At 66.4% G+C, this 17,715-nt stretch carries 21 protein-coding genes; 6 read left to right on the top strand and 15 right to left on the bottom strand.

Annotated elements, in window-relative coordinates:
* Positions 1-118: 118 nt before the first annotated feature.
* The 5 genes from PQ455_RS07520 (at position 119) to PQ455_RS07500 (ending at position 2,516) form a co-directional block, all read left to right on the top strand.
* Entirely contained in the window at positions 119-514 is a 396-nt protein-coding gene (locus tag PQ455_RS07520; protein ID WP_273690577.1) for a helix-turn-helix domain-containing protein, read from the top strand.
* Positions 515-586: 72 nt separating this feature from the next.
* Entirely contained in the window at positions 587-931 is a 345-nt protein-coding gene (locus tag PQ455_RS07515; RefSeq protein ID WP_273690575.1) for a hypothetical protein, read from the top strand.
* 19 nt (positions 932-950) lie between these two features.
* A complete protein-coding gene (locus tag PQ455_RS07510; protein WP_273690573.1) occupies positions 951-1,541 on the top strand; it encodes a hypothetical protein in 591 nt (196 codons plus the stop codon).
* Complete coding sequence (locus tag PQ455_RS07505; RefSeq protein ID WP_273690571.1) at positions 1,513-1,944, top strand: helix-turn-helix domain-containing protein; 432 nt, start codon at positions 1,513-1,515, stop codon at positions 1,942-1,944. The genes PQ455_RS07510 and PQ455_RS07505 overlap by 29 nt, the downstream gene beginning before the upstream one ends.
* Positions 1,945-2,054: 110 nt before the next feature.
* The gene (locus PQ455_RS07500) at positions 2,055-2,516 is read left to right on the top strand and encodes a hypothetical protein (RefSeq protein ID WP_273690570.1); all 462 of its coding nucleotides are present in this window, start codon (positions 2,055-2,057) and stop codon (positions 2,514-2,516) included.
* Here the strand turns inward: PQ455_RS07500 and PQ455_RS07495 are convergent.
* The 4 genes from PQ455_RS07495 to PQ455_RS07480 are packed head-to-tail and all read right to left on the bottom strand — an operon-like array spanning position 2,488 to position 4,177.
* Positions 2,488-2,658 (bottom strand): hypothetical protein, encoded by a 171-nt coding sequence (locus tag PQ455_RS07495; RefSeq protein WP_273690567.1) that lies wholly within the window; start codon positions 2,656-2,658, stop codon positions 2,488-2,490. The two genes, PQ455_RS07500 and PQ455_RS07495, sit on opposite strands and share 29 nt — an antisense overlap.
* Entirely contained in the window at positions 2,655-3,248 is a 594-nt protein-coding gene (locus tag PQ455_RS07490; protein WP_273690566.1) for a TIGR02594 family protein, read from the bottom strand. Before PQ455_RS07490 ends, PQ455_RS07495 begins: the two co-directional genes overlap by 4 nt.
* Positions 3,249-3,266: 18 nt before the next feature.
* Positions 3,267-3,647: a hypothetical protein gene (locus PQ455_RS07485; RefSeq protein ID WP_273690565.1), complete on the bottom strand. Its 381-nt coding sequence runs from the start codon at positions 3,645-3,647 to the stop codon at positions 3,267-3,269.
* Entirely contained in the window at positions 3,644-4,177 is a 534-nt protein-coding gene (locus tag PQ455_RS07480; RefSeq protein ID WP_273690564.1) for a hypothetical protein, read from the bottom strand. Before PQ455_RS07480 ends, PQ455_RS07485 begins: the two co-directional genes overlap by 4 nt.
* Positions 4,178-4,464: 287 nt before the next feature.
* Here PQ455_RS07480 and PQ455_RS07475 point away from each other — a divergent pair, with 287 nt between their 5' ends.
* Positions 4,465-4,638 carry a hypothetical protein gene (locus PQ455_RS07475; RefSeq protein WP_273690563.1) on the top strand — a complete coding sequence of 58 codons (174 nt, stop codon included), beginning with the start codon at positions 4,465-4,467 and terminating at the stop codon, positions 4,636-4,638.
* Positions 4,639-4,641: 3 nt separating this feature from the next.
* Here the strand turns inward: PQ455_RS07475 and PQ455_RS07470 are convergent, their stop codons facing one another.
* The 11 genes from PQ455_RS07470 to PQ455_RS07420 form a co-directional block, all read right to left on the bottom strand.
* Positions 4,642-5,412 (bottom strand): hypothetical protein, encoded by a 771-nt coding sequence (locus tag PQ455_RS07470; protein ID WP_273690562.1) that lies wholly within the window; start codon positions 5,410-5,412, stop codon positions 4,642-4,644.
* A gap of 11 nt (positions 5,413-5,423) precedes the next feature.
* Positions 5,424-7,778, bottom strand: coding sequence for an SGNH/GDSL hydrolase family protein (locus tag PQ455_RS07465; RefSeq protein ID WP_273690560.1), 2,355 nt, complete (start codon positions 7,776-7,778; stop codon positions 5,424-5,426).
* Positions 7,779-7,780: 2 nt separating this feature from the next.
* Positions 7,781-8,053 (bottom strand): hypothetical protein, encoded by a 273-nt coding sequence (locus tag PQ455_RS07460; RefSeq protein ID WP_273690558.1) that lies wholly within the window; start codon positions 8,051-8,053, stop codon positions 7,781-7,783.
* Positions 8,054-8,069: 16 nt separating this feature from the next.
* A complete protein-coding gene (locus PQ455_RS07455; RefSeq protein WP_273690557.1) occupies positions 8,070-8,237 on the bottom strand; it encodes a hypothetical protein in 168 nt (55 codons plus the stop codon).
* A 31-nt stretch (positions 8,238-8,268) separates the two neighbouring features.
* The gene (locus PQ455_RS07450) at positions 8,269-10,893 is read right to left on the bottom strand and encodes a hypothetical protein (RefSeq protein WP_273690555.1); all 2,625 of its coding nucleotides are present in this window, start codon (positions 10,891-10,893) and stop codon (positions 8,269-8,271) included.
* The gene (locus PQ455_RS07445) at positions 10,890-15,437 is read right to left on the bottom strand and encodes a coiled-coil domain-containing protein (RefSeq protein ID WP_273690553.1); all 4,548 of its coding nucleotides are present in this window, start codon (positions 15,435-15,437) and stop codon (positions 10,890-10,892) included. The genes PQ455_RS07450 and PQ455_RS07445 overlap by 4 nt, the downstream gene beginning before the upstream one ends.
* 88 nt (positions 15,438-15,525) lie before the next feature.
* Positions 15,526-15,891, bottom strand: a complete 366-nt coding sequence (locus PQ455_RS07440; protein ID WP_273690551.1) for a hypothetical protein — start codon at positions 15,889-15,891, stop codon at positions 15,526-15,528.
* A gap of 51 nt (positions 15,892-15,942) precedes the next feature.
* Complete coding sequence (locus PQ455_RS07435) at positions 15,943-16,401, bottom strand: phage tail assembly chaperone (protein WP_273690549.1); 459 nt, start codon at positions 16,399-16,401, stop codon at positions 15,943-15,945.
* The gene (locus PQ455_RS07430) at positions 16,365-16,787 is read right to left on the bottom strand and encodes a hypothetical protein (protein ID WP_273690548.1); all 423 of its coding nucleotides are present in this window, start codon (positions 16,785-16,787) and stop codon (positions 16,365-16,367) included. Before PQ455_RS07430 ends, PQ455_RS07435 begins: the two co-directional genes overlap by 37 nt.
* Positions 16,788-16,892: 105 nt before the next feature.
* The gene (locus PQ455_RS07425) at positions 16,893-17,342 is read right to left on the bottom strand and encodes a hypothetical protein (protein ID WP_273690547.1); all 450 of its coding nucleotides are present in this window, start codon (positions 17,340-17,342) and stop codon (positions 16,893-16,895) included.
* Between the two features lie 60 nt (positions 17,343-17,402).
* Positions 17,403-17,705, bottom strand: coding sequence for a hypothetical protein (locus PQ455_RS07420; protein WP_273690546.1), 303 nt, complete (start codon positions 17,703-17,705; stop codon positions 17,403-17,405).
* Positions 17,706-17,715: the final 10 nt, after the last annotated feature.

Genomic DNA, 17,715 nt, shown 5'->3' with positions numbered 1-17,715 from the left:
TCCGCAATGGACGAACGCGCTCCAATATGGATTAGGTTCGTGATCGGGACGGATATTCGGGTGCACAAGCCGCGTGGCGGATGATCGAGTTGACAGGCTGACGCCGCGCGAGAAGGCGATGCTGCGTCACGTCTATCTTGGCCGAACGAGCATCGAGATCGCGTATCTTGAGGACATTTCCGAAGGTTCGGTGAACAAGCGGATCGATTCGGCGCGTGAAAAACTGGGCAACGTCGCTCGCCGCCACGCCGCTCAGATACTCGCTGACGCTGAGGGATGGGGGGATAAAAACCCCCCTCGCAAAATCACCCTCCCCACTGCCCCACCGCCCCCGCCAGATGCGGCTCCCAGCACCATGGAGCCGCAGCCCGACCCTAATATCGGCGGGCCGCTTGCTCCCCCAGACGGGAGGCATAACCGGCATGACGCGATAGAGCGTATCTCGATCATTATCTTCCGCACGGCCCTGCTCGGCGCCGTCGCGGTCAGCCTAATGTGGGTTTGGGGCGGCTAGGCGCCCGTCCACGCCATCAAATTCTGACGAACACGACGACGCGGTCACCTCGCTGGCCGCGAGGGGGAAGCTATGTCCGATTTCATCCGTACCGATATCGCCCTGGCACGCGGCATTCGCGCTGTTGAGGCAACACAGGATCAGACGATCGCCGTTACCGGGGAGTTCCTGAAAACGATGATCGACGCGCGGCAGGCACGGGGCCTGCCGGTGACGACCGGCCATGACCTGCTCAAGCGAATGCACCGTGTCATCGGTGGCGCGATCGAGTTGCAGGCTGTCTGCATCGAGGCACATGAGGGGTTCGTTTCGCTCGGGCAGGCCGCCGGCCTGCCGATCACGAGCGTCGGCGATGACTGCCAGCAGAACCCCGCCAGCACGAGGGGTTCGCTCCACTCGCTGCACGCGGTCGGCTGACCGATGGGCTGGCCGACCCTTGACCGATCATACCGGCTCGTGGTCGGTCAGTCCCATGCTGCTCACTCTACTTCAGATCCGCGTGATCGTATTCAATCTGCTTTACCTGCTCGCCTGCGGCTACGCGATCGGGCGGGGCGGATCGGCCGAGCGTTGGATGGTGGTCATCCTCACGGTCGGCAGGGTGGCGGCCTGGTTCGCCATCTCGCCGATCGTGCACCGGTTCGAGGATGCGGAGGTGGGCGTCGCGATCGTCGATGGGCTGGCGTTTTCGGCGATGCTGGCGCTGGCCCTGCGCGCCGATCGCTTCTGGCCGATCTGGGTGGCGTCGATGCAGGCCGTCGTCATGCTCATGCACATGGCGATGATCCTGAAGCCGATACCGTTTCCGGCCTATTACAAGAATGCCACCCAGCTTTGGATTTATCCGCAGTTGGCGGCGCTCGCGCTGGGCACCCTGCGGTATCGGCTTCGCACCGATGCAGCGGCGTGGGAGACAGCCCTGCATCGTCTCACGCGGCACATTGTGCCAGGGCCGCTGCGGCGGCGTATGCCGATCCACGCCGGCAGGGTGGCGGCCGATGACCGCCCAGCCGCCGCATCCCGCTGACCTCCTGCGCCGCGCGATCACCTTGTGCGAGGCGGTTGCCGATCGCATCGCGCCGCTCCCGGCGATCGGCCACTTCGCCGCCGATCCTGTCGAAATCGCCAACCGGCTCCTCCGAATCCGCCGACGACGGGAGGCGGTGCTGGGCAAGGGCCTCTTCGCCGATCCCGCGTGGGATATGCTGCTCGACCTTTTCGTAGCGGAGGCCGCCGGCCGTCGCATCTCGGTCAGCAGCGCTTGTCTCGCCTCCGCTGTACCACCCACCACGGCGCTGCGTCATCTGGTGCTGCTCGAAGCGCGCGGTCTGATCGAAAGGCGCCCGGCCAAGGCCGATGGCCGGAGGATTAATGTGGCGCTGTCGCCTTCCGCGCTGGCGGAGCTATCCGCCTTGCTGACCGACATCTGAGGGGCTCCGCAGATTGGTCCAAAATGGATCGCAGATTTGTTGACGTTTGCGGAGATTGTGGTGCTCTTGCGCGCATCGCATCGGGGGATGCGATCCAGAGGGGAATTTCAATGCGAATGATGTTCGCCGCCGCGCTGGCGGTGGTTTCTGCGTCTGCTGTGGCACAACAGGCGGTCGTGACACTGCCGATGGACACCATTATCCAGGTCACGCCAGTCACCGAGATCACGTCGATCGACATGAAGGTCGGTGATAGCCAGATGCTTCAGGTTGCCGCCGATGTGGCGGAGAACGGTGTTGTCATCATCCCGCGCGGCTCGCCCGTGAAAGCCACGATCACCTATCGCACCGGCAAGGGGATCGGCGGCAAGTCGGCGAAATTCGAGCTGACCTTCAACACCGTGACCGTCCACGGCAAGGCCTATGCCCTGAAGGGCAAGCATCGCCAGGAAGGGCGCGGCAACACGGTCGGCGCGCTGCTCGGCTCGATGTTCATCACCGGCAAGTCGGCGGTGATGGTTTCCGGCCAAGCCGTCCCGGCGTTCACGGCCGAGGCGATTCCTTCGGTCTGACGCCATCGTTGGTGGCTGGGGCCTCCACGCCCCGGCCGCTTTCGATCGCAGCCGCCTTGCGCGCACGCCGCCGCGCCAGCGCCGCCGACACTTCCGCCAGGGCCTCGCCGATCGCCCAGCCGAGCAGCAACCGACCGATCACGCTTCGTCCTTCGACAGCGCCCCGGCCGCCGCAAGCTGGAACGGCCGAACCGATGCGGGCGGAATGGACATCGGCGGCCGGCGCACCGCGACACAGCGCGCCTTCGCGATGCGGAGGATGCAGACGCGATCCCCCTGGTTGCCGCCGAGGACGTGGAAGGCGTTGGCATCCTCGCCGACATACAGCCCGACATGGCCGCCCGTCGGCCGACGGAACACCAGCACGTCGCCAAGCGACGGCACCCGCCCATTGAAGGCGCGCAGCGGCTTGGCGGTGTCGAGGCTGGCGCGCGAGGCCACCATGTCGCCGAACTGCGCCCAGTTCAGCGCATAGAGCGGCCCGGCCGGGATCGGCTTCCCGGCCCGCTTGGCCATCGCGGCCATGAACAAGCCGCACCACGGCACGTCATCGCCGGTGTAGCGATAGCCGATCGCGCCGACGCCGACTTCATCCGCCCAGCCCATGATGACCGACGAGTTTGCTTTGCCGGGCACCTCCACCGTACCGAGCTGCTCGAGCGCAGCCGTCACGATTTTCGGGAGCGGGACATGGCTATTCAGCCACCGATAGGCGGCGGGGAGGGGTTCCATCGATGTCTCCTGTGGAGGTTAGGGCTTGGTGGTGTCGCTGCCGGCGAGCGCCTTGAGCGCGGTCTGGATGCCGAGCCGGAGGGCGGTGCCGACCTGGCTCTTGGCGATGCCGATCACACCGAGGCCGAGGGATGCGATCCCGATGCCCGTGACGCCCGCCTTGAGCAGATCAAGCGTATGAGCCTGGATCCATAGTGCGGTCAGCAGCGCGCATAGGCTGGTGACCAACACGTCGAGAACGATGCGCGGCCGGGTCTTGCTGTTGAGGGTGATGGTGAGCCGGGTGATGACGACGGCGCAGACGCCGACGATCACGGGGCCAGCTTGGAAGTCGAAGCCGAAGAAGCTCCAAACCACAGGGATCGTTGCGGCGGCCCCCGCCCCCGCGATCTGGTTCACCGAAGCACAACAGCGGCGAAGGCGGCCACGAAGCTGACCATGACGACGCCGAGGGCGCGGGCCAGCGCGGGCCAGCGCGACCACATATCGACCGGCAGGGGCGCCTTGCGAAGCTGATGCTCGATGCCGGGCTCGCCGAGGATCGCCAGCGTCATCCAAATGGCGCCGGCCGCGCAGGCGATCGGATCGAGCCAGCGTTTCGCCATCGCCGTCCGCGCGACCATGGCCGGCGCATCCGGGTTCCAGCTCCACAGGTACATCGCCTCGGCGCCGCACCGGAGGGATATGCCCGTCCCGGCGAACATCAGGATCAAGCGATAGATCGTGATCGGATCAAGCGGATGGTCGAAGCGCCGCTGTTGCCAGATGCGCCCGCCCTGTTTGCCCGCCATCATCGCGCCCAGAAAGAACATGGCCGTCATGAGGAAGAGGTTGAACATGAACAACGACGGGTCGCCGTTGAAGCTGAGCGGCGCCTGAGTGGCCGGCCCGGAGGCGACCGACTGCGCGACAAGGCTGTTGACGCTCACGAGGCGCGCGCCTGCGCCACCGCAGACGCGGCGGGGGCAATGTCGTTCATGTCGATTATCTCCGATGTGGATGCGCCGACACGGCGCCGTCTTATGCTTGGAGGCGGCGGCGGACGCAGCCTCCGGTCCCTAGGGCCGCCTCGTTCCACGGGGCGGCCCGCCTTGGTTGAGTGGCGAGCTTATCGTGCTGCCTTTACCCGACCCCGTTGCGGTCCGCCGCCCCATCGTAAAGGCGGCGACATATCTGCCGTAAACCGCTGAAATCATTCAGCGCGAGAGGGTCGCCGGTGGTCGAGTTGCTGGCAGCGTTCGACGCTGCACACCTACGAAAGAAATATGGCGATCGGGCGCTCGAAGAGGCGAATGCCCGCATGTTCCGCGCGGGCGAGGAGGGTGACCTTGGGAACCTCGCGCATTGGGCGCGGGTCGTCCGCCTTCTGTCCACGCCTTCGGCCGAATGATCTTCACAGTCCGGCGATCCGGCCGTCGAAGTATCGGCGGAGCCACTGATAGACGTTGCGGACTTCGGTAGGGGTGAGGGCGACATTGAAGATAAGCTGGGCCGCGATCGAACGCGCGCCGCTCGTCGTGCTCCCGTTTTTCACGGGGTTGGTGCCGCGATTGGTGCTGATCTGATAGTTGATCGCGGCGCTTTGCGCGACCGCCGCCTGCTGGGCGGTCGCCGAAGCCGTCAGGACATTGTTGCGGCCGTAATAGGTGGTCTGCCGGGACTGCCCGCCCGACACCCAGTCCATGACGCCGGCATAGAAATTATACTCGGTCGCGTATGCGCCCCCTGACAGGGTGGCGATGTCTAGTGGCGCGGCGCCGATCGCCGTCTGACTCTGGCAGGCGAGGACGCCGTCAATAACCTCGACGTAGGCGGTCGAAGTCAGTGTGCTGGCGTTGTAGTAGTCGCCGATGCAGATGCCGTTCCGACCAACCCCGATCAGCGTGATCGGCGGCTTGGGCGTCGAGGCGAGCGGAATATTGGGGTCGTAGCCACCCGCCTGATACCCCGACAATGCCGCGAAATCGATCGTCCAGGCATTGCGCGTGTTATTGGCGGCGCCATTCCACAGGACGGCCGACGTACCGCTGCCCGATAGGTCCGCGTCACTGTAAGCGGCGGAGCCGGGCAGAAACATCCGCATCAGCCCCCGCGTGACGGGGAGCGCGAGGCCGAGCGAGTTGGTGAACTCGATGTCGCCCAGATTGATGTCGAGGCCGCTCATGTCCTGTCTCCTTAAAGCGCGAAAGCCGAAGCGGCCGGGATGGTAGTGGCCATCAAAATCTGCCCGGCGTCGCTCGGGTGGATGCCGTCGCCGGTGGCGTAATTGGCGGCACCATTCACGATCCAGCGCCCACCGGTGCCCGCCGTCTGTTGGCCGCCGACCAGCGCCAGCGCCGAACCATCCGCGTTGCGCTCGACCGCGAGGCACGGATCGATGATCCCGGCCACCGTGCCGACCTTCAGATTGGCCTGAAGCCACGCGACGGCGCCCGAGGGCGATGTGTCGCGCAGCCAGTTGTTCACCGACACCCGCAGCGCTTCGAGCGTCTGCGTTCCGCCGCTTGGCACATCCGTGCGAACGGCTTGGTTCGCATAGGTTGCCCAGCTGTCGGTCGACGTGTTTCGAGGCACGATCGTGGCGAACCAGATCTTCGAATGCGCTCGCAGCCACGTCTTCGCCAGAGTGAGCATGTTGGCCTTGAAGATTTCTAGCGTCGGCGCGGTGCTGCCCAGGTCATTGGTGCCGATGTGGCAGACGATATGATCGACATATTCGACCATCTGGGCCGTCACGGCGCCATGATAGGACAGTGAGAGCATGTTCGAGCCGGGATTGCCGAAGTTGCACCACGCGACGTTGCGATCGGTGAACGCCCGCCCGAGATAGCCGAGCCCGAGCTTTGCGCCGCCATAGCCGTCCGAAATGCTGTCTCCGGCGATCATCACAACCGGCACCGGCGTAATCTGCTCGGCGATCACGGCCGTCGCCATGAAGGCGCCGGTCGCGGACGTGGTATCCTTGAACGCGGCATAGGCCGTGCTGCCCAAATAGGACTTCGTCTGATCCGACCCGTTGGTCACGCTGCCGCCCATCACTGGATCGGTGGTGGCCACGCCGCCCCAGGTCTGATCGTCGGCCGCCGCGTTGAGCGGCCAGTACTCGCCGCTGTTTACCGCCTTATGGAGCCGGTAATATTGCGATGAGCTCTTTGCCAGCACGCCTGTATAGGCCGGCGCCGAGATCGCGATCTCTCCGTCGCCGAGCCAGCTGCCCGTCTTGCCGCCGCTGCTGATCGGAATACCGCTCGACGAGCCGATACGCGGATAGGTGAGGTTGTAGCTGTTGCTCGCCTCGACCGCGAGGCAGAGCTTGATCGCGTTGCCCGGCCCGGTCAGAACCACGACGCCGCCGGCCAGCGCGTTGACCAGCACGAACTGGACGCCCTGGACATCGGTATTGGGCGTCCAGGTGAAGCGATCCGTGCCGCTCAGCTGCGTTGTGCCATTGCTCTTCACGAGGGTCTTGGGCGGGCGCCAGCCGCCATGGTTCGAGGCTATCCGGCGCCGGATAGCCGGTGCGGCCACCCCGCTGCCGCTCCCCGCGCCGGCTAGGATCGAGGCGCTGAGCTTATAGACCTTCAGTTCGCCGGCCGTGGTGAACTCGAGGCCAATGTTGCCCCGCTTGTCCGTCAAACGCAGACCGCTCGGGCCGATCTGGAGCGACAGGGGGCCGAGGCTGATCGAGCCCGTCGCCAGCGTGTCGCTGGTCAGCGAGGAGACCGCCATCGTCTGCACGGCCAGCGCGACGACCGAGACGAGGCCGGTGGCGCTGATCTGGAATCCGATCTGCCCGCGCTTGTCGGTCACCCGGATCATGCCGTCGCTGGTCGCGGAGAGCATCACGCTGCCGAACGACAGGCTGCCGACGGCGGCCGACATGATGGTCGCCAGATTGGCGCTCACCTCGTTGGCGATCAGCTTCCCGGCCAGCGTCAGCCCGATCTGGTTGAGCAGCACGCCGATCTTGCCGCGCTTGTCGACGAAGCGAAGGCCCTCGCCCCCGCTGGCCGTCATCACCGCGCCGAGGAAGTCGGTGATGGTCTGCGCCAGCGCCGCCGCCGCTTCCGCCCCGGATCGCGCCGTCTCGGCGCCGGCTTTGCCGGCGTTCGCCGCCGCCACCTTGCCGTCGAGCGTCGCCTGCGCGGCGGCCAGCTGCGCGGAGGTCGAGGCAGTCGTCTGCGCGATGACATCCGCCGCAGCCGACGCCGCCGCGTCGAGCGCCTCATCCTTGGCGTCCCACACCTCCGCCCGCATGTCGGCCACCGCCTGGCGGTGTGCCTCCACCGCGTTGACATAGCCCTGCAACGTGGTCGCCGCCGCCGCCGGATCGCCGTTCATCGCAGCGATCTTCGCGATCGACGGCGTGAGCAGCACCGTGCCGTCCGGCATGGTGACGGGATAGTCGCCCGTCCCGTTCGGCCCGCCGTTGACCGTGCCGGTGGCGATGGCCTTCCATTCCGCGACGGTACCGACCAGCTGGTTGGTCGCCGCGATCATCGCTGCGGCTTCGGCCGACGTGACAGGCATCGTCAGGCGCTCTGCGCGGGGGCAGACGCCGCGAGCCGCTTCTCGAAAGCGCCGATCGCACGCGGCAGCCGGTCGAAGCACCCCGCCATGGCGTTGAGGTGGACCGCCATGGCCGGATCCTCGAAGCCGGCGGCGCACGCGGCGGCGATAGCCGCCTCGATCTCGCCCCAGGCGGGCGATGCGGCCACCGCTTGCAACGCGGCCAGCTGCTCGGTCTTGTGCGCGTGCAGGATCGCACGCGCGGAGGCCAGCGCCTCCGCGTCGGTGTCAGGCATGGACAGCTCCTTCAGGTCAGGCGGTGATGGGTACGAGCGCGCCGGCCGCGACGCGGTGGGTGATGGTCAGATGATCGAAGGCGGCCCGGTCCATGTCGGCGGGAACCTCGATCCAGCTGACGGCGAGTTCGTTCGCCGTGGCGGTAACGGTGGCTTCCGTTCCGCGCATGACCTGAAGGATCATGCCGGCGTCATCGTGGATCGCGGCTCGCATCTCAGCCCTCGGTATTGGGATAGGCGCGGATCTTCATGCTTCGGCGCTTCAGGGTCGAACCTGCGTCGGCCGCATATTGCAGCTCCGCCGTCACCGCGCCCGCCTCGATCTCGTCATCGGCCTCGATCTGGATGAAATCCTGATCGCCAAAGGCGCCTTCGTCGAAGGCAATCGAGCCGTTCAACAGGATGCGGAAGCCGTACGCAGTCTGCGTCGAGAAATCCTGCTTGATGTTGCAGGATACCTCCACCACCCCGCGCTCGGGCAAGTCGAAGGTCGCCGTCGCCGCAGTGATGTAATTCGCTCGCCCGGTCGGGGTTATCGGATCGACACGGATCACGGTGATCGGGATGACCGCCGCATTGCCGGTCAGCCGCGTAACGCGCGCGCGCGGCATGAACACCCCATCGCCATTCGCCTCGAACAGCAGTTCGCCGTCAGGCTGAAAGATGCGGGTGCTGTCGAAATCGAGATCGAGCGTGCTGGTCTCGCCGGTGTTGGTCGCGACGATGCCGGCCACCCGAAGGCTTCCCGCCGGGCCGGCCACCAGGCTCAACACCGCCTTGGAAACCGTCCCTCCTCCTACATCGACAGCCGCCGACATCAGGAAGCTGGTACGCGCCTCCAGGCCGTCAGGGCCTTCAAGAGTCGCTGCCACCTGGGCCAGCGCATCGCTGGTTGCGCCATTGATGTCCGCCTGCGCGGCCAGGCTATCCGTAAACTGCCCTGAAAGGTCGCCGAAGTTCGCCTCTCCCTCGTCGATCCGCTGGGCCAGCGCCTCGTCGGCCGAGGTGAACGCCTCGACCGTCGATTGCGTCGCCGCATCGATACCGTCCTCAAGCTCGGCTCGCACCGTGTTGATCTGGATGGCGCGCTGCTCGGCCTCGTCCGCGATAGCCTGGCTCAGCGAAGTGGACACGGCCGACGCCGCATCGTTCGCATGGGCCTCCAGCTGATCGAACCGCTGCGCCAGCGAGACGCCCGCCGCCACCTGCACGGTGCCGAGATTCATCAGAAAGGCGGTGCCGGCGCCATTCTTCGCGCCGATCAGATGAAGCTCTTCGACCGTGCTTTCGCCGATCGTCCGCACATCAGACACCACGGTGCCGATTGGCTTGCCGTCGAGCGTTGTCTTGGCCTGCATCAGGCCGTTCAGCAGCGCCACCGTCTTGGCGAGATCGAAGATCGACGGCGTGTGAATGTTGATATCCTGACGCGCAATATCGAGATTTTCGATCACCTGATCGAGATCGTCGATCAATTGTTGGGCCGGCACGCCCGCGACATTCGTGCCGGTGGGGGCGCCTACCGTTGCGCCATCTTGCGGACGTGGTCTGGTCGGATCTTCATCCCCCACGCCGGTCCACGGCACGGTGGCCGCCGGGAGCCCGGCTGAGGGCGGCGCCGCCGTGCTCAATCCCTCGATCGACAGCGACAGCTTGCTGACGTTCTGGTCCACCTCGATCGAGAAATCGCGGAAGAAGCCATAGATCGTCAGCGCGTCGGTGCCCGCCTTGCCGATCCACAGGACCGGCCGCGCACGTACCGCCGCGATCCGGGCCATCACATCATCCAGAGCGGTCGTCTCGATCAGCGCGCGGGCGGTCATCCGCTTCGCCCAGGCGCGCTGGACGATGGTCACCTCGCCGAAATCGTCCACTTCCTTGCGGCTGAAATCGGTGATCCCGGCCGTGGGCGACGCTTCCGTGATCCCCAGGCCCATGAGCTGGCCAGCGAGCAGGGTTCCCACCGAGATCGGGCCGCTGCCCGCGATCGTCACCGTCACCTGGCCGGTGGTCGCCGGCACGTCGAGGAACGTGACGGTGCCGCCGCTGGCCGACACCGTCCGGTCGTAGCCTGGGGCCTGAACCCGCACTGTGTTCGCTGTCACGTCGAGCAGGGCGACCGCGTTCACGAAGCCTGCGGACAGCGTGACGGCCATGACTCCGGTCGCGACCGTGGCGGTGCCGAGCGCCTGGTCGAACATCGCCCAGCGGTTGGTCGGGCCGACATCGAGCCAAGCGGTTGCCCCGGCGCCGGCCGGATCGTTGCCCACGTTGCCCGTGGTCAGGCTCTCGTAGACCCGGTGCGTCGCCGCCCGGATCACCCGTGCGCCGATCAGATAGGTGGCGCCCGCCGACCATTCGGCGTGATCGTCTTCCGGCACGCTGGCGGCGATCAGGGCGCCGGTGGTAACAACGGCGGGGCGAAGCAGCTGAAGGCTCGAGCTTTGATCGTCCGGCGCCGGGTCCGCCCCGCTGTCCGTCAGTGGCTCGGTGACCGTGAGGCCCTCGACCGTCAACGTGCAATGGCTGACGGGCGGCACGTTCAGATCAAGCTCGAAATCCTTGAAGAAGCCGTTCACCGCGAGGCTGGCGAACCGGTCGTCGGCCACCCATCGGGCCGAGGTCGCGCGCAGGTCCGCGAGGCGACGCTGCACCCCGTCCACCTGATCGAACGGGAGGGCGAAGCGCACCGACATGCGCCGCGCGAACCCGCGCTGCACGACGGTCGTGACGCCGAACTCGTCGGTCTCGCGGCGGCTGTAATCGACGATCCCGACGGTCGGGGTCGTCTCGGTCGTCCCGAGATCGATGACCTCGCTGGCTGCCGTCACGACCTTCACGCGGCGCGAACCATAATCGCGTCGCCGGTGGGGCTGACGTTCTCCAACGTCCGCCGCATCGCGCCGGTGTTGCTGGCGATCGTCGCATTGCCGGTGTTGGTGTCGCTGCGAAGTTGAGCCAGTTCCTCCCGCATCGCTCGCATTTCGGAAAGCAGATCGCTTTCCGTCGACGTGGTGGAGGTGGCCTGCGAGGCGGCCAGCGCATCCAGCGTAGACTCGGTGGTGGCGCTGGACGCTGTCGTGTCGCCCATCGCCCGGATTTCCGCATAGGTCGCCTCAAGGCTGGCGGCGGTCTGCGCCTGCACACGGTCCAGTTCCTGCCGGCTCGTCGCGGCCAGCTTGGCGGCGTCCAGCATCGAGCGGGACAGCTGGGGCAGGGTCTTGGCCGCGTCCTGATCGCCCGCGCGCGCCGCCAAGCTGGCCGCGTTGAACTGGCCGAGCAGGGTGGCATAGCTGCCGGCGCCGGTGGCGTCGGTCAGGCCACGGATGCGGCGCACCTCGTCCATGATGCTATCCCCCACCGAACTCCAGGCCTTGCGCAGTTCCTCGGCGGCCTTGGCCGCCTCCTGCGCATCCTGAATGGCGTAAATCTGCTCTTGGAGAGCGCGGTTGCTGGGATCGAGGCGCGCCAACTCGGCGGCCCGGATCGCGGTGGTGTCACCCTCAAGCTGGAGCAGCTTGCTTTGCAGATCCTCGCGCTGGCGAACGATCGCCGCCGCCGACGCGGCGCCCTCCATCGCGCCCTTCAGGTCGGCGAAGGCCGGGGCGAGCTGGAGCAGGGTGGCATAGGTCTGCTGGCCGGCGGCGGTCGCCAAGTCCTGCGCCTCGACCAGCTGGCGGAAGCCGGCCAGCGTGTCGGGCATCGTGAGACCGAGGCTGTTGAACGCCCGACCCATCTGCAACGCCTTGGCGGCGGTCTGCTCAGCCTCGCTGTAGAAGGTGCGGAAATAGTCGTCGGCGGCGCCGGTGAAGTCCCCCACCGTGTCGAACAGGCCGGCCACCGCCATGTCGATATCGACGCCGAGCGAGGTGGTCGTGACACCCAGCCGCTGGAACGTGGCATCGACCTGCTCGACCGTGCTGGCGACCCGCACCAGCGTCTCGAAGGCGCCTTCGCCGACCTTCTGGAAGCGTTCGAGGCCGGGGAAGGCCGCCGCTGCCATGCCGTCGGCCGCCGCGCCGAACACCGCCTCCAGCTTCTCTTGGATTTCGGTGCCCGAGAGGCCCTGAAGGTCGATCTTGCCGATATCGACCACGAAATGCGATAGGGTGTCGCTGATAGCGGAAGTCGAAGCCCCAAGCGGGCCGGCCGCCGCGATGATCGTATCGTTGAAGCCGCGCAAGATCAGGGCGAACTGGTTCGTGATGTCATCATCGACCGCGCCACCGAAGACGGTCGAATAGCTGGTGCCCGACGTGATCCCGAGGAACTTCTTCTTTTTCTGAATGTCGCTGTAGGTCTGCGCGTCGAACCCGTTGGAGAGAATGTCCCCGATCGTCTGCCCATTGCCATAGATGCCACCGCCCACGACGGTCGTTTTGGTCCCGAACAGCGACTTGATGACGCCGGTGACGCCGTTGATGATGCCGCCGACGATAGGGAGCTTGCCGATCGTATTGTTGATGAGGCCGAGCGAGCCGAACAAGGCGCTGCCGACCAGCCCGCCCGACAGCGAGGAGTTGAAGCCGGTTTCCACGCCGGCGGAGGCTCCATCGATGCTGCCGGTGCGAACAAGGAGGCTCGACAGGCCGCTGATCCGGCTCTCGATCGACCGCAGGCTGTTCAACATGCTGCGGCTGACGTTCAGGGTGGCGTCCTCGACATCACGGAGCATGTCGATCGAGCGGAGCAGGCTTTCGCTCTTCGCGTCGCTATCGCCCAGGACGGTGCCGGCGCCGGTGTTGCCCTTGGTGTAATCCTCCATGCTGACGTTGGCGCCACCGGAGAAGCCGAGGCTGGCCATCACGCCCAGCATCGCGGCGACAGCGGGGAACGCCCAGGGGCCGAGGTGCGCGAACATCTTGGCGGCGCCGCCCGCCACATCGACGGCGGTGCGCGCCAGCTGGAGGATGGTCAGCGCCTTCTCGGCCGCCTCCATCGCCTTGTAGCCCTTGGAATGTTCGTTGAAGAGGTTCTTCGCCGCGCCGGTGAGCCCGATCATGGTGGATAGGCGGAGGTTGGCGCTATCTTTCGCCAAGCCGTCCAGCTTCTCCTGATTGGTCCCTGCCGCCTCGCGTTGAGCGTCGATTTCGGCTTGGCGCTTCCCGTAATCGGCCAGCAGCGCCGTGGCATCGCCGATCGCACCGCCGACCCGGCCGAATGCGCGCTCCATCGCCGACGCGGCATCGTCCGCCCGCTGGGCGAGGTCATCGAGCATCTTGCCCGGCGCTTCGAGGGCGTCGTTGAGAGGCTTGAGGCCCCGTTCGAGAATACCATCAAGGTCCGGCGTGCCGATCGACACCTCCGACGCCTTGCGGACTTCCTCCAGCGACTTCGCCAGTTGCTGATTGGCACGAAGCTGCCACGCGACCGAATCCTGTCGGCTGAGCAGGTTCGCGGCCTCCAGTCGCCCGATATCGTTCAGCGTGTCGATATACGCCTTCTGCGCACCACCGGCCGGGTCGAGCTTCGCCAACAGTCCGTCATAGGTCGACGCCAGTTCGCGCTGGAGCGCCGCTGCCTCGCGCGCCTCCTTGTTGGCGTCCCGCACCTCCTTGTTGTGGGCGACCTTGGCGACGCGTGCGTCCTTCTCCGCCTGTTCGGCGGCCTTGACCGCCTGCGTGGCGGCAAGAAGGTCCGTCCGATAGCCGGCGGCGGCGACCTTCTGCGCATCACCGGTCATCTTCTCGATCGCGCCCGCCCGCTGGCGGACAGCCGACAGATTTGCCTGCGCTTTCTCCAACGGCGTCGTGGCGGCGGCGATGGCGACCTGCGTCTCGATCAGCTTGAGATTGGCGCCCGAAAGCGCGGTGGTGTCGCCGCCGAGGGCGCTCATCTCCTTCCGCAGGCGCTCGTTTTCGCGCGCCGCCAGAATGGCTTGGCCCGCCTGGTTGGAGATGTCGAGGGCGAGGCCGCGCAGGTCCGGTCGCGTCGTCTGCGACAGCTTATAGATGCTGCTCGACAGCTTGCCGACATCGCCGGCCGCGTCCAGCATGGCGGATCGCACGTCGGCGTCACCGAACCATGCGTCGGGGCCAAGGTTTGCATAGGGGTCGCCGCCGCGCGTGAGATATCCTTGCGCGGCATTGCCGAGACGACTGAGATAGCCCCCCTGACTTGCCGTGCGGGCGAGATTGAGGCCCGTCCGGCGCTGGTCTGCGGTGTCGGCGATGTTCTTGTCGATCTGCGCCTGCCGCGTGAGGATGGCGTTGCGCACCAGCTCGGCATTCTGCTCGGTCAGTTTGCCGGTGGCCAGATCGATGAAATTGGCGATGTCGGCCTGATGCTTAACAAAGCTGTCGAAAGCCTTTTCCGCCTCCTTGCTCGCCTCCGAACTCTCGAACAGTTTGGCCACGAACGGCGCCAGAACGACGGCGGCGGTGGTGATGCCCATGCCCCACGGGCCACCTAGAAAGCCGAGCAACCCCTTGGAGTTCCCCGACATCAGTTGAAGCGCCTGAATGACCTGCCCGGCCTGCGATGCGAAGATCTGCATCGGTTTGGCCTGCATCGCCCACATCGTCGCCATATCGTTGGCCTGGAACGATAGCTGCTGCATCCCGGCCTTCATCTGGCCGTTGCTGGCGATGAGGCCGCCATGACGCTGGGTGAGCAGACCTTCGGCCCGCGCCAATTCCTCGGCGCTGAAGCCGGCCGCGATCATGACTCGGCGCGCTTCGGCGATTTCGTTTGTGAGCCGGTCCTGTGCCGCCGCAGCGGGATCGAGCATCTCCCGCAGCCGGGCGACCGCGATGGCATCGGCGGCGGCGGCAGTCTCGGCGTCGCGCAGCGCAATTGCTCCCGCGCGGGCGCGGGCCTCGAACATCTGATGGGCGTGGGCCGCCTCGCGCAGCGCGGTCGCCTCGCGCGAAGCGGCCTTCTCTGCCTGGTCGGCGGCGATGGCGCGATCTTCCGCAGCCGCTTCCTGCTCCTGCCGGGCACGGCGCGTGGCCGCAAACTCTTGATCGTATAGAGCGGCTTCGGCGGCACGGATGCGGGCGGCAAGCTCAGCTTGGCCAGCCTGTTCGGCGGCCAGCGCAGCGGTCTCGGCCTTCAGCGACCGCACTTCGCCCGTCGTCTTGCCAAATACGGACAGCTGGCGTTCAAGCTGCGCCGCCATCCGCTCGCCCGCGCGCTCGATGCGATTGAACTCGCGCGCGCTCTCAACGGCGGTCTTGGCCGATTGCTCCGCCAGCTTCACCATCTGCTGGGTGGCGGGATCGAGATCGATCGCGCCCTTCATGGCGTCGTCGATCTTGTTGATCGCCTGAAGCGTGTGGGCGGTGGTCTTGTCCATCACGCCACCGAAGCGGTTCAGGTCGGCGATTGCCCCGCCGGTGGCCATGGCCAGTTCGATTTCGAGAGACGCGACCTTCTGGCCCATGATCCGCCTCCCTTCGCGCACGAAAAAGGGCGGCCGAGATGGGCCGCCCTGCGATCAATCATGATGCCGCTGATGCGGCGGAGCAAAACTAGAATTTGGCTGCGGGAAAGCCCGTGAAGGCCGTCGGCTCGCAAGTCCCCTTAGTCGCCGAAGGAACGCGGCTCGACCAAGTAAAATAGCTCATCGTGTACCAACTGCCATCAACCCGATTGACGGTAGTACTCTCGCGATATGCATGTTCAGAAGTCGGATTTTCATCGACCAGCGTTAGAAAACCTGTCGTCACTGCCGTAATTTTGCGGGTGACCTTGCAATCTCCATCGCACCATTCGCCCCGTGCTAGATCGACGCGATAGCGCACTGTCGTCTTCTTGGCGGTGCAGATGAGGTCGAACTGATCGGCGGCGAGCGCCGGTGTTGCCAGAAGTCCGATCGCCATGATGATCGCGCGCATACTGCCTCCCTGATTGGGGCAACCCTACGCGCGATCTCACGAGATGAGGAGTCAGCCCAGCACCGATCGCAACTGGCGCTCGGCCGCATCCCGCGCCGCCTGGCTGGTGATGCGCTCGACCCACGGCGCGGGATGGTAGGGGCTTTCGGCCGCGCCACTTTCGGCCAGAAACGCCACGGACAGCCGGCGGAGCAATCTCGCCTCCCATGCCGTCATGGGGGTGAAGGTCCGCGATGCCCAGGCGTCGATTTCACGCCACGACAAGGCCGCGCGCCCCATCCCCGTCACCTCGATCTGGCCGAGTTCCATGAACCAGTCGAAGACGTGGGCCACATCGCCCTTGGGTGGGAGGGGCGGCTCGGTCCCGCCGGTCTTGTAGGCTTCCGCCCGAGCAGGTTGCCTGATCTCCTCGCCGGTCGACAGCTTGTGTCGAGGCAGCGCGGTCAGCCAGGCAACCTGCCGGACGTGGAGGATCAGCTCGCGGGCGGCTTCGTCGAGAAATTTCCCCAATCGCCCAGGTGCGACTGTGCCTGTTCGACCACCCAGCCATATTTCGGGTCGGCGTAGAGCGCGCGATGCAGATCGGCACCGGCCAGATCGGCGGCGGGCGGATAGGCGAGGTTGTCGAACGAGACGGTGATGTCGGTCAGGAACGTGACATTGTCCGATCGCAGCAGATCGGCGGTCAGATCGATCTTCTTCTTGCTCCGGCCGAGCGAGCGATTGGTGCGGCGCTTGTTGGCCGCCTCATAGGCTTCGCTGCCCGGCGCGTGGAAGGTGATGCCCACGGGCAGGGGGTTCGCGGCGGCACCGACGAAGATGGGCTCTTCGTCACGGGGGCTCTTGAGGTGCATGAAGCCGGTGTCCGCCGGGGCGAACTGGGTGATGTCGAACATGGTATATCCTTCGCGGGAGGTGGTGCCCCGACCCGCCCGCAGCCCGCGACAGACGGGACGGGCCGGAGCATGGGGTAGGCCGGCGTCGCGGGCGCCGGATCAGGATCAGGGGGCCGGCGCGCGGATGATCTTCGTGTTGATCTCCACTGTCGAGGTGCCCATCAGCACGTTCGTCGCGGAACCCGGCGTCTCCTGAAAGCCGAAGACGCGGCCACGGAAATACCGCTTGGCGCCGGTCGGATAGGTCACGCAGAACGAATATTGCGCGTTGTTGTCGGGCTCGGCGGCGGCGCGCAGCAAAATTTGGCCGGCGTCGGCATCGTCCAGCGCCATCGGCACCTGAAGCGAGCCGTAGTTCGGCGGCCCCTTATGCTTCTCGACCGGGCCGGCGAGGGGCTGGAACTGGTTGACCGGCACCTGGGCGCCGAAGGCGGGGATGCTCTCCACGCCGTTGACCAGCGTGAAGGACAGCGCGGCATAGCCGGCGGCGTCGAAGGTGGCGGGTGCGGCCAGCACAAGGCCGATCGTCGAGCCCGCCGAAGTCGAAGAGGTCATCTCGTTTCTCCTGGGTGGTGACCCGCGTCAGCGGGGGTTTTTGCCCGGCGGGCAAAGCGATCAGAGGGTGGCGTCACCCTCGGGGATGGGCAGGGGCGCGAGCTCCGCGACAGGAGCGGGAGCGGGGGCGGCCTTCTTGGCCGGGCGCTTGGTCGTCGGCATCGTCCTGGGCGCGTTGGCGGTCGTGGGCTTGCCGCCCTTCGCCTTCGCGACCTCGGCCTCGGTCGCCTCGCGCACGAGGTCCACGCCGGGCGCGGACCAATCGGTGAAGCGGGTCGGCTCCATGTTGAGGATGGTCTGCCCGGCCTGGAAGCTGTCGTCGGCATGGGTGAAGGCGCGCAGCGCCACGGCGTGACGTTTCATGGTCGTTCTC

Origin of the sequence: Sphingomonas naphthae (assembly GCF_028607085.1) — a bacterium.
In the GTDB taxonomy this organism is placed as follows: domain Bacteria; phylum Pseudomonadota; class Alphaproteobacteria; order Sphingomonadales; family Sphingomonadaceae; genus Sphingomonas_Q; species Sphingomonas_Q naphthae.
Note: the sequence above shows the minus strand (reverse complement) of the source record. Positions and strands in the feature narration are given on the sequence as shown.

What these genes read in the sequence shown, in the direction of transcription:
- PQ455_RS07520 (WP_273690577.1), top strand. Translation starts at nt 119, where the DNA reads ATGCTGCGTCACGTCTATCTTGGCCGAACGAGCATCGAGATCGCGTAT.
- PQ455_RS07515 (WP_273690575.1), top strand. Translation starts at nt 587, where the DNA reads ATGTCCGATTTCATCCGTACCGATATCGCCCTGGCACGCGGCATTCGC.
- PQ455_RS07505 (WP_273690571.1), top strand. Translation starts at nt 1,513, where the DNA reads ATGACCGCCCAGCCGCCGCATCCCGCTGACCTCCTGCGCCGCGCGATC.
- PQ455_RS07500 (WP_273690570.1), top strand. Translation starts at nt 2,055, where the DNA reads ATGCGAATGATGTTCGCCGCCGCGCTGGCGGTGGTTTCTGCGTCTGCT.
- PQ455_RS07490 (WP_273690566.1), bottom strand. Translation starts at nt 3,248, where the DNA reads ATGGAACCCCTCCCCGCCGCCTATCGGTGGCTGAATAGCCATGTCCCG.
- PQ455_RS07470 (WP_273690562.1), bottom strand. Translation starts at nt 5,412, where the DNA reads ATGAGCGGCCTCGACATCAATCTGGGCGACATCGAGTTCACCAACTCG.
- PQ455_RS07465 (WP_273690560.1), bottom strand. Translation starts at nt 7,778, where the DNA reads ATGCCTGTCACGTCGGCCGAAGCCGCAGCGATGATCGCGGCGACCAAC.
- PQ455_RS07460 (WP_273690558.1), bottom strand. Translation starts at nt 8,053, where the DNA reads ATGCCTGACACCGACGCGGAGGCGCTGGCCTCCGCGCGTGCGATCCTG.
- PQ455_RS07455 (WP_273690557.1), bottom strand. Translation starts at nt 8,237, where the DNA reads ATGATCCTTCAGGTCATGCGCGGAACGGAAGCCACCGTTACCGCCACG.
- PQ455_RS07445 (WP_273690553.1), bottom strand. Translation starts at nt 15,437, where the DNA reads ATGGGCCAGAAGGTCGCGTCTCTCGAAATCGAACTGGCCATGGCCACC.
- PQ455_RS07440 (WP_273690551.1), bottom strand. Translation starts at nt 15,891, where the DNA reads ATGCGCGCGATCATCATGGCGATCGGACTTCTGGCAACACCGGCGCTC.
- PQ455_RS07430 (WP_273690548.1), bottom strand. Translation starts at nt 16,787, where the DNA reads ATGTTCGACATCACCCAGTTCGCCCCGGCGGACACCGGCTTCATGCAC.
- PQ455_RS07425 (WP_273690547.1), bottom strand. Translation starts at nt 17,342, where the DNA reads ATGACCTCTTCGACTTCGGCGGGCTCGACGATCGGCCTTGTGCTGGCC.
- PQ455_RS07420 (WP_273690546.1), bottom strand. Translation starts at nt 17,705, where the DNA reads ATGAAACGTCACGCCGTGGCGCTGCGCGCCTTCACCCATGCCGACGAC.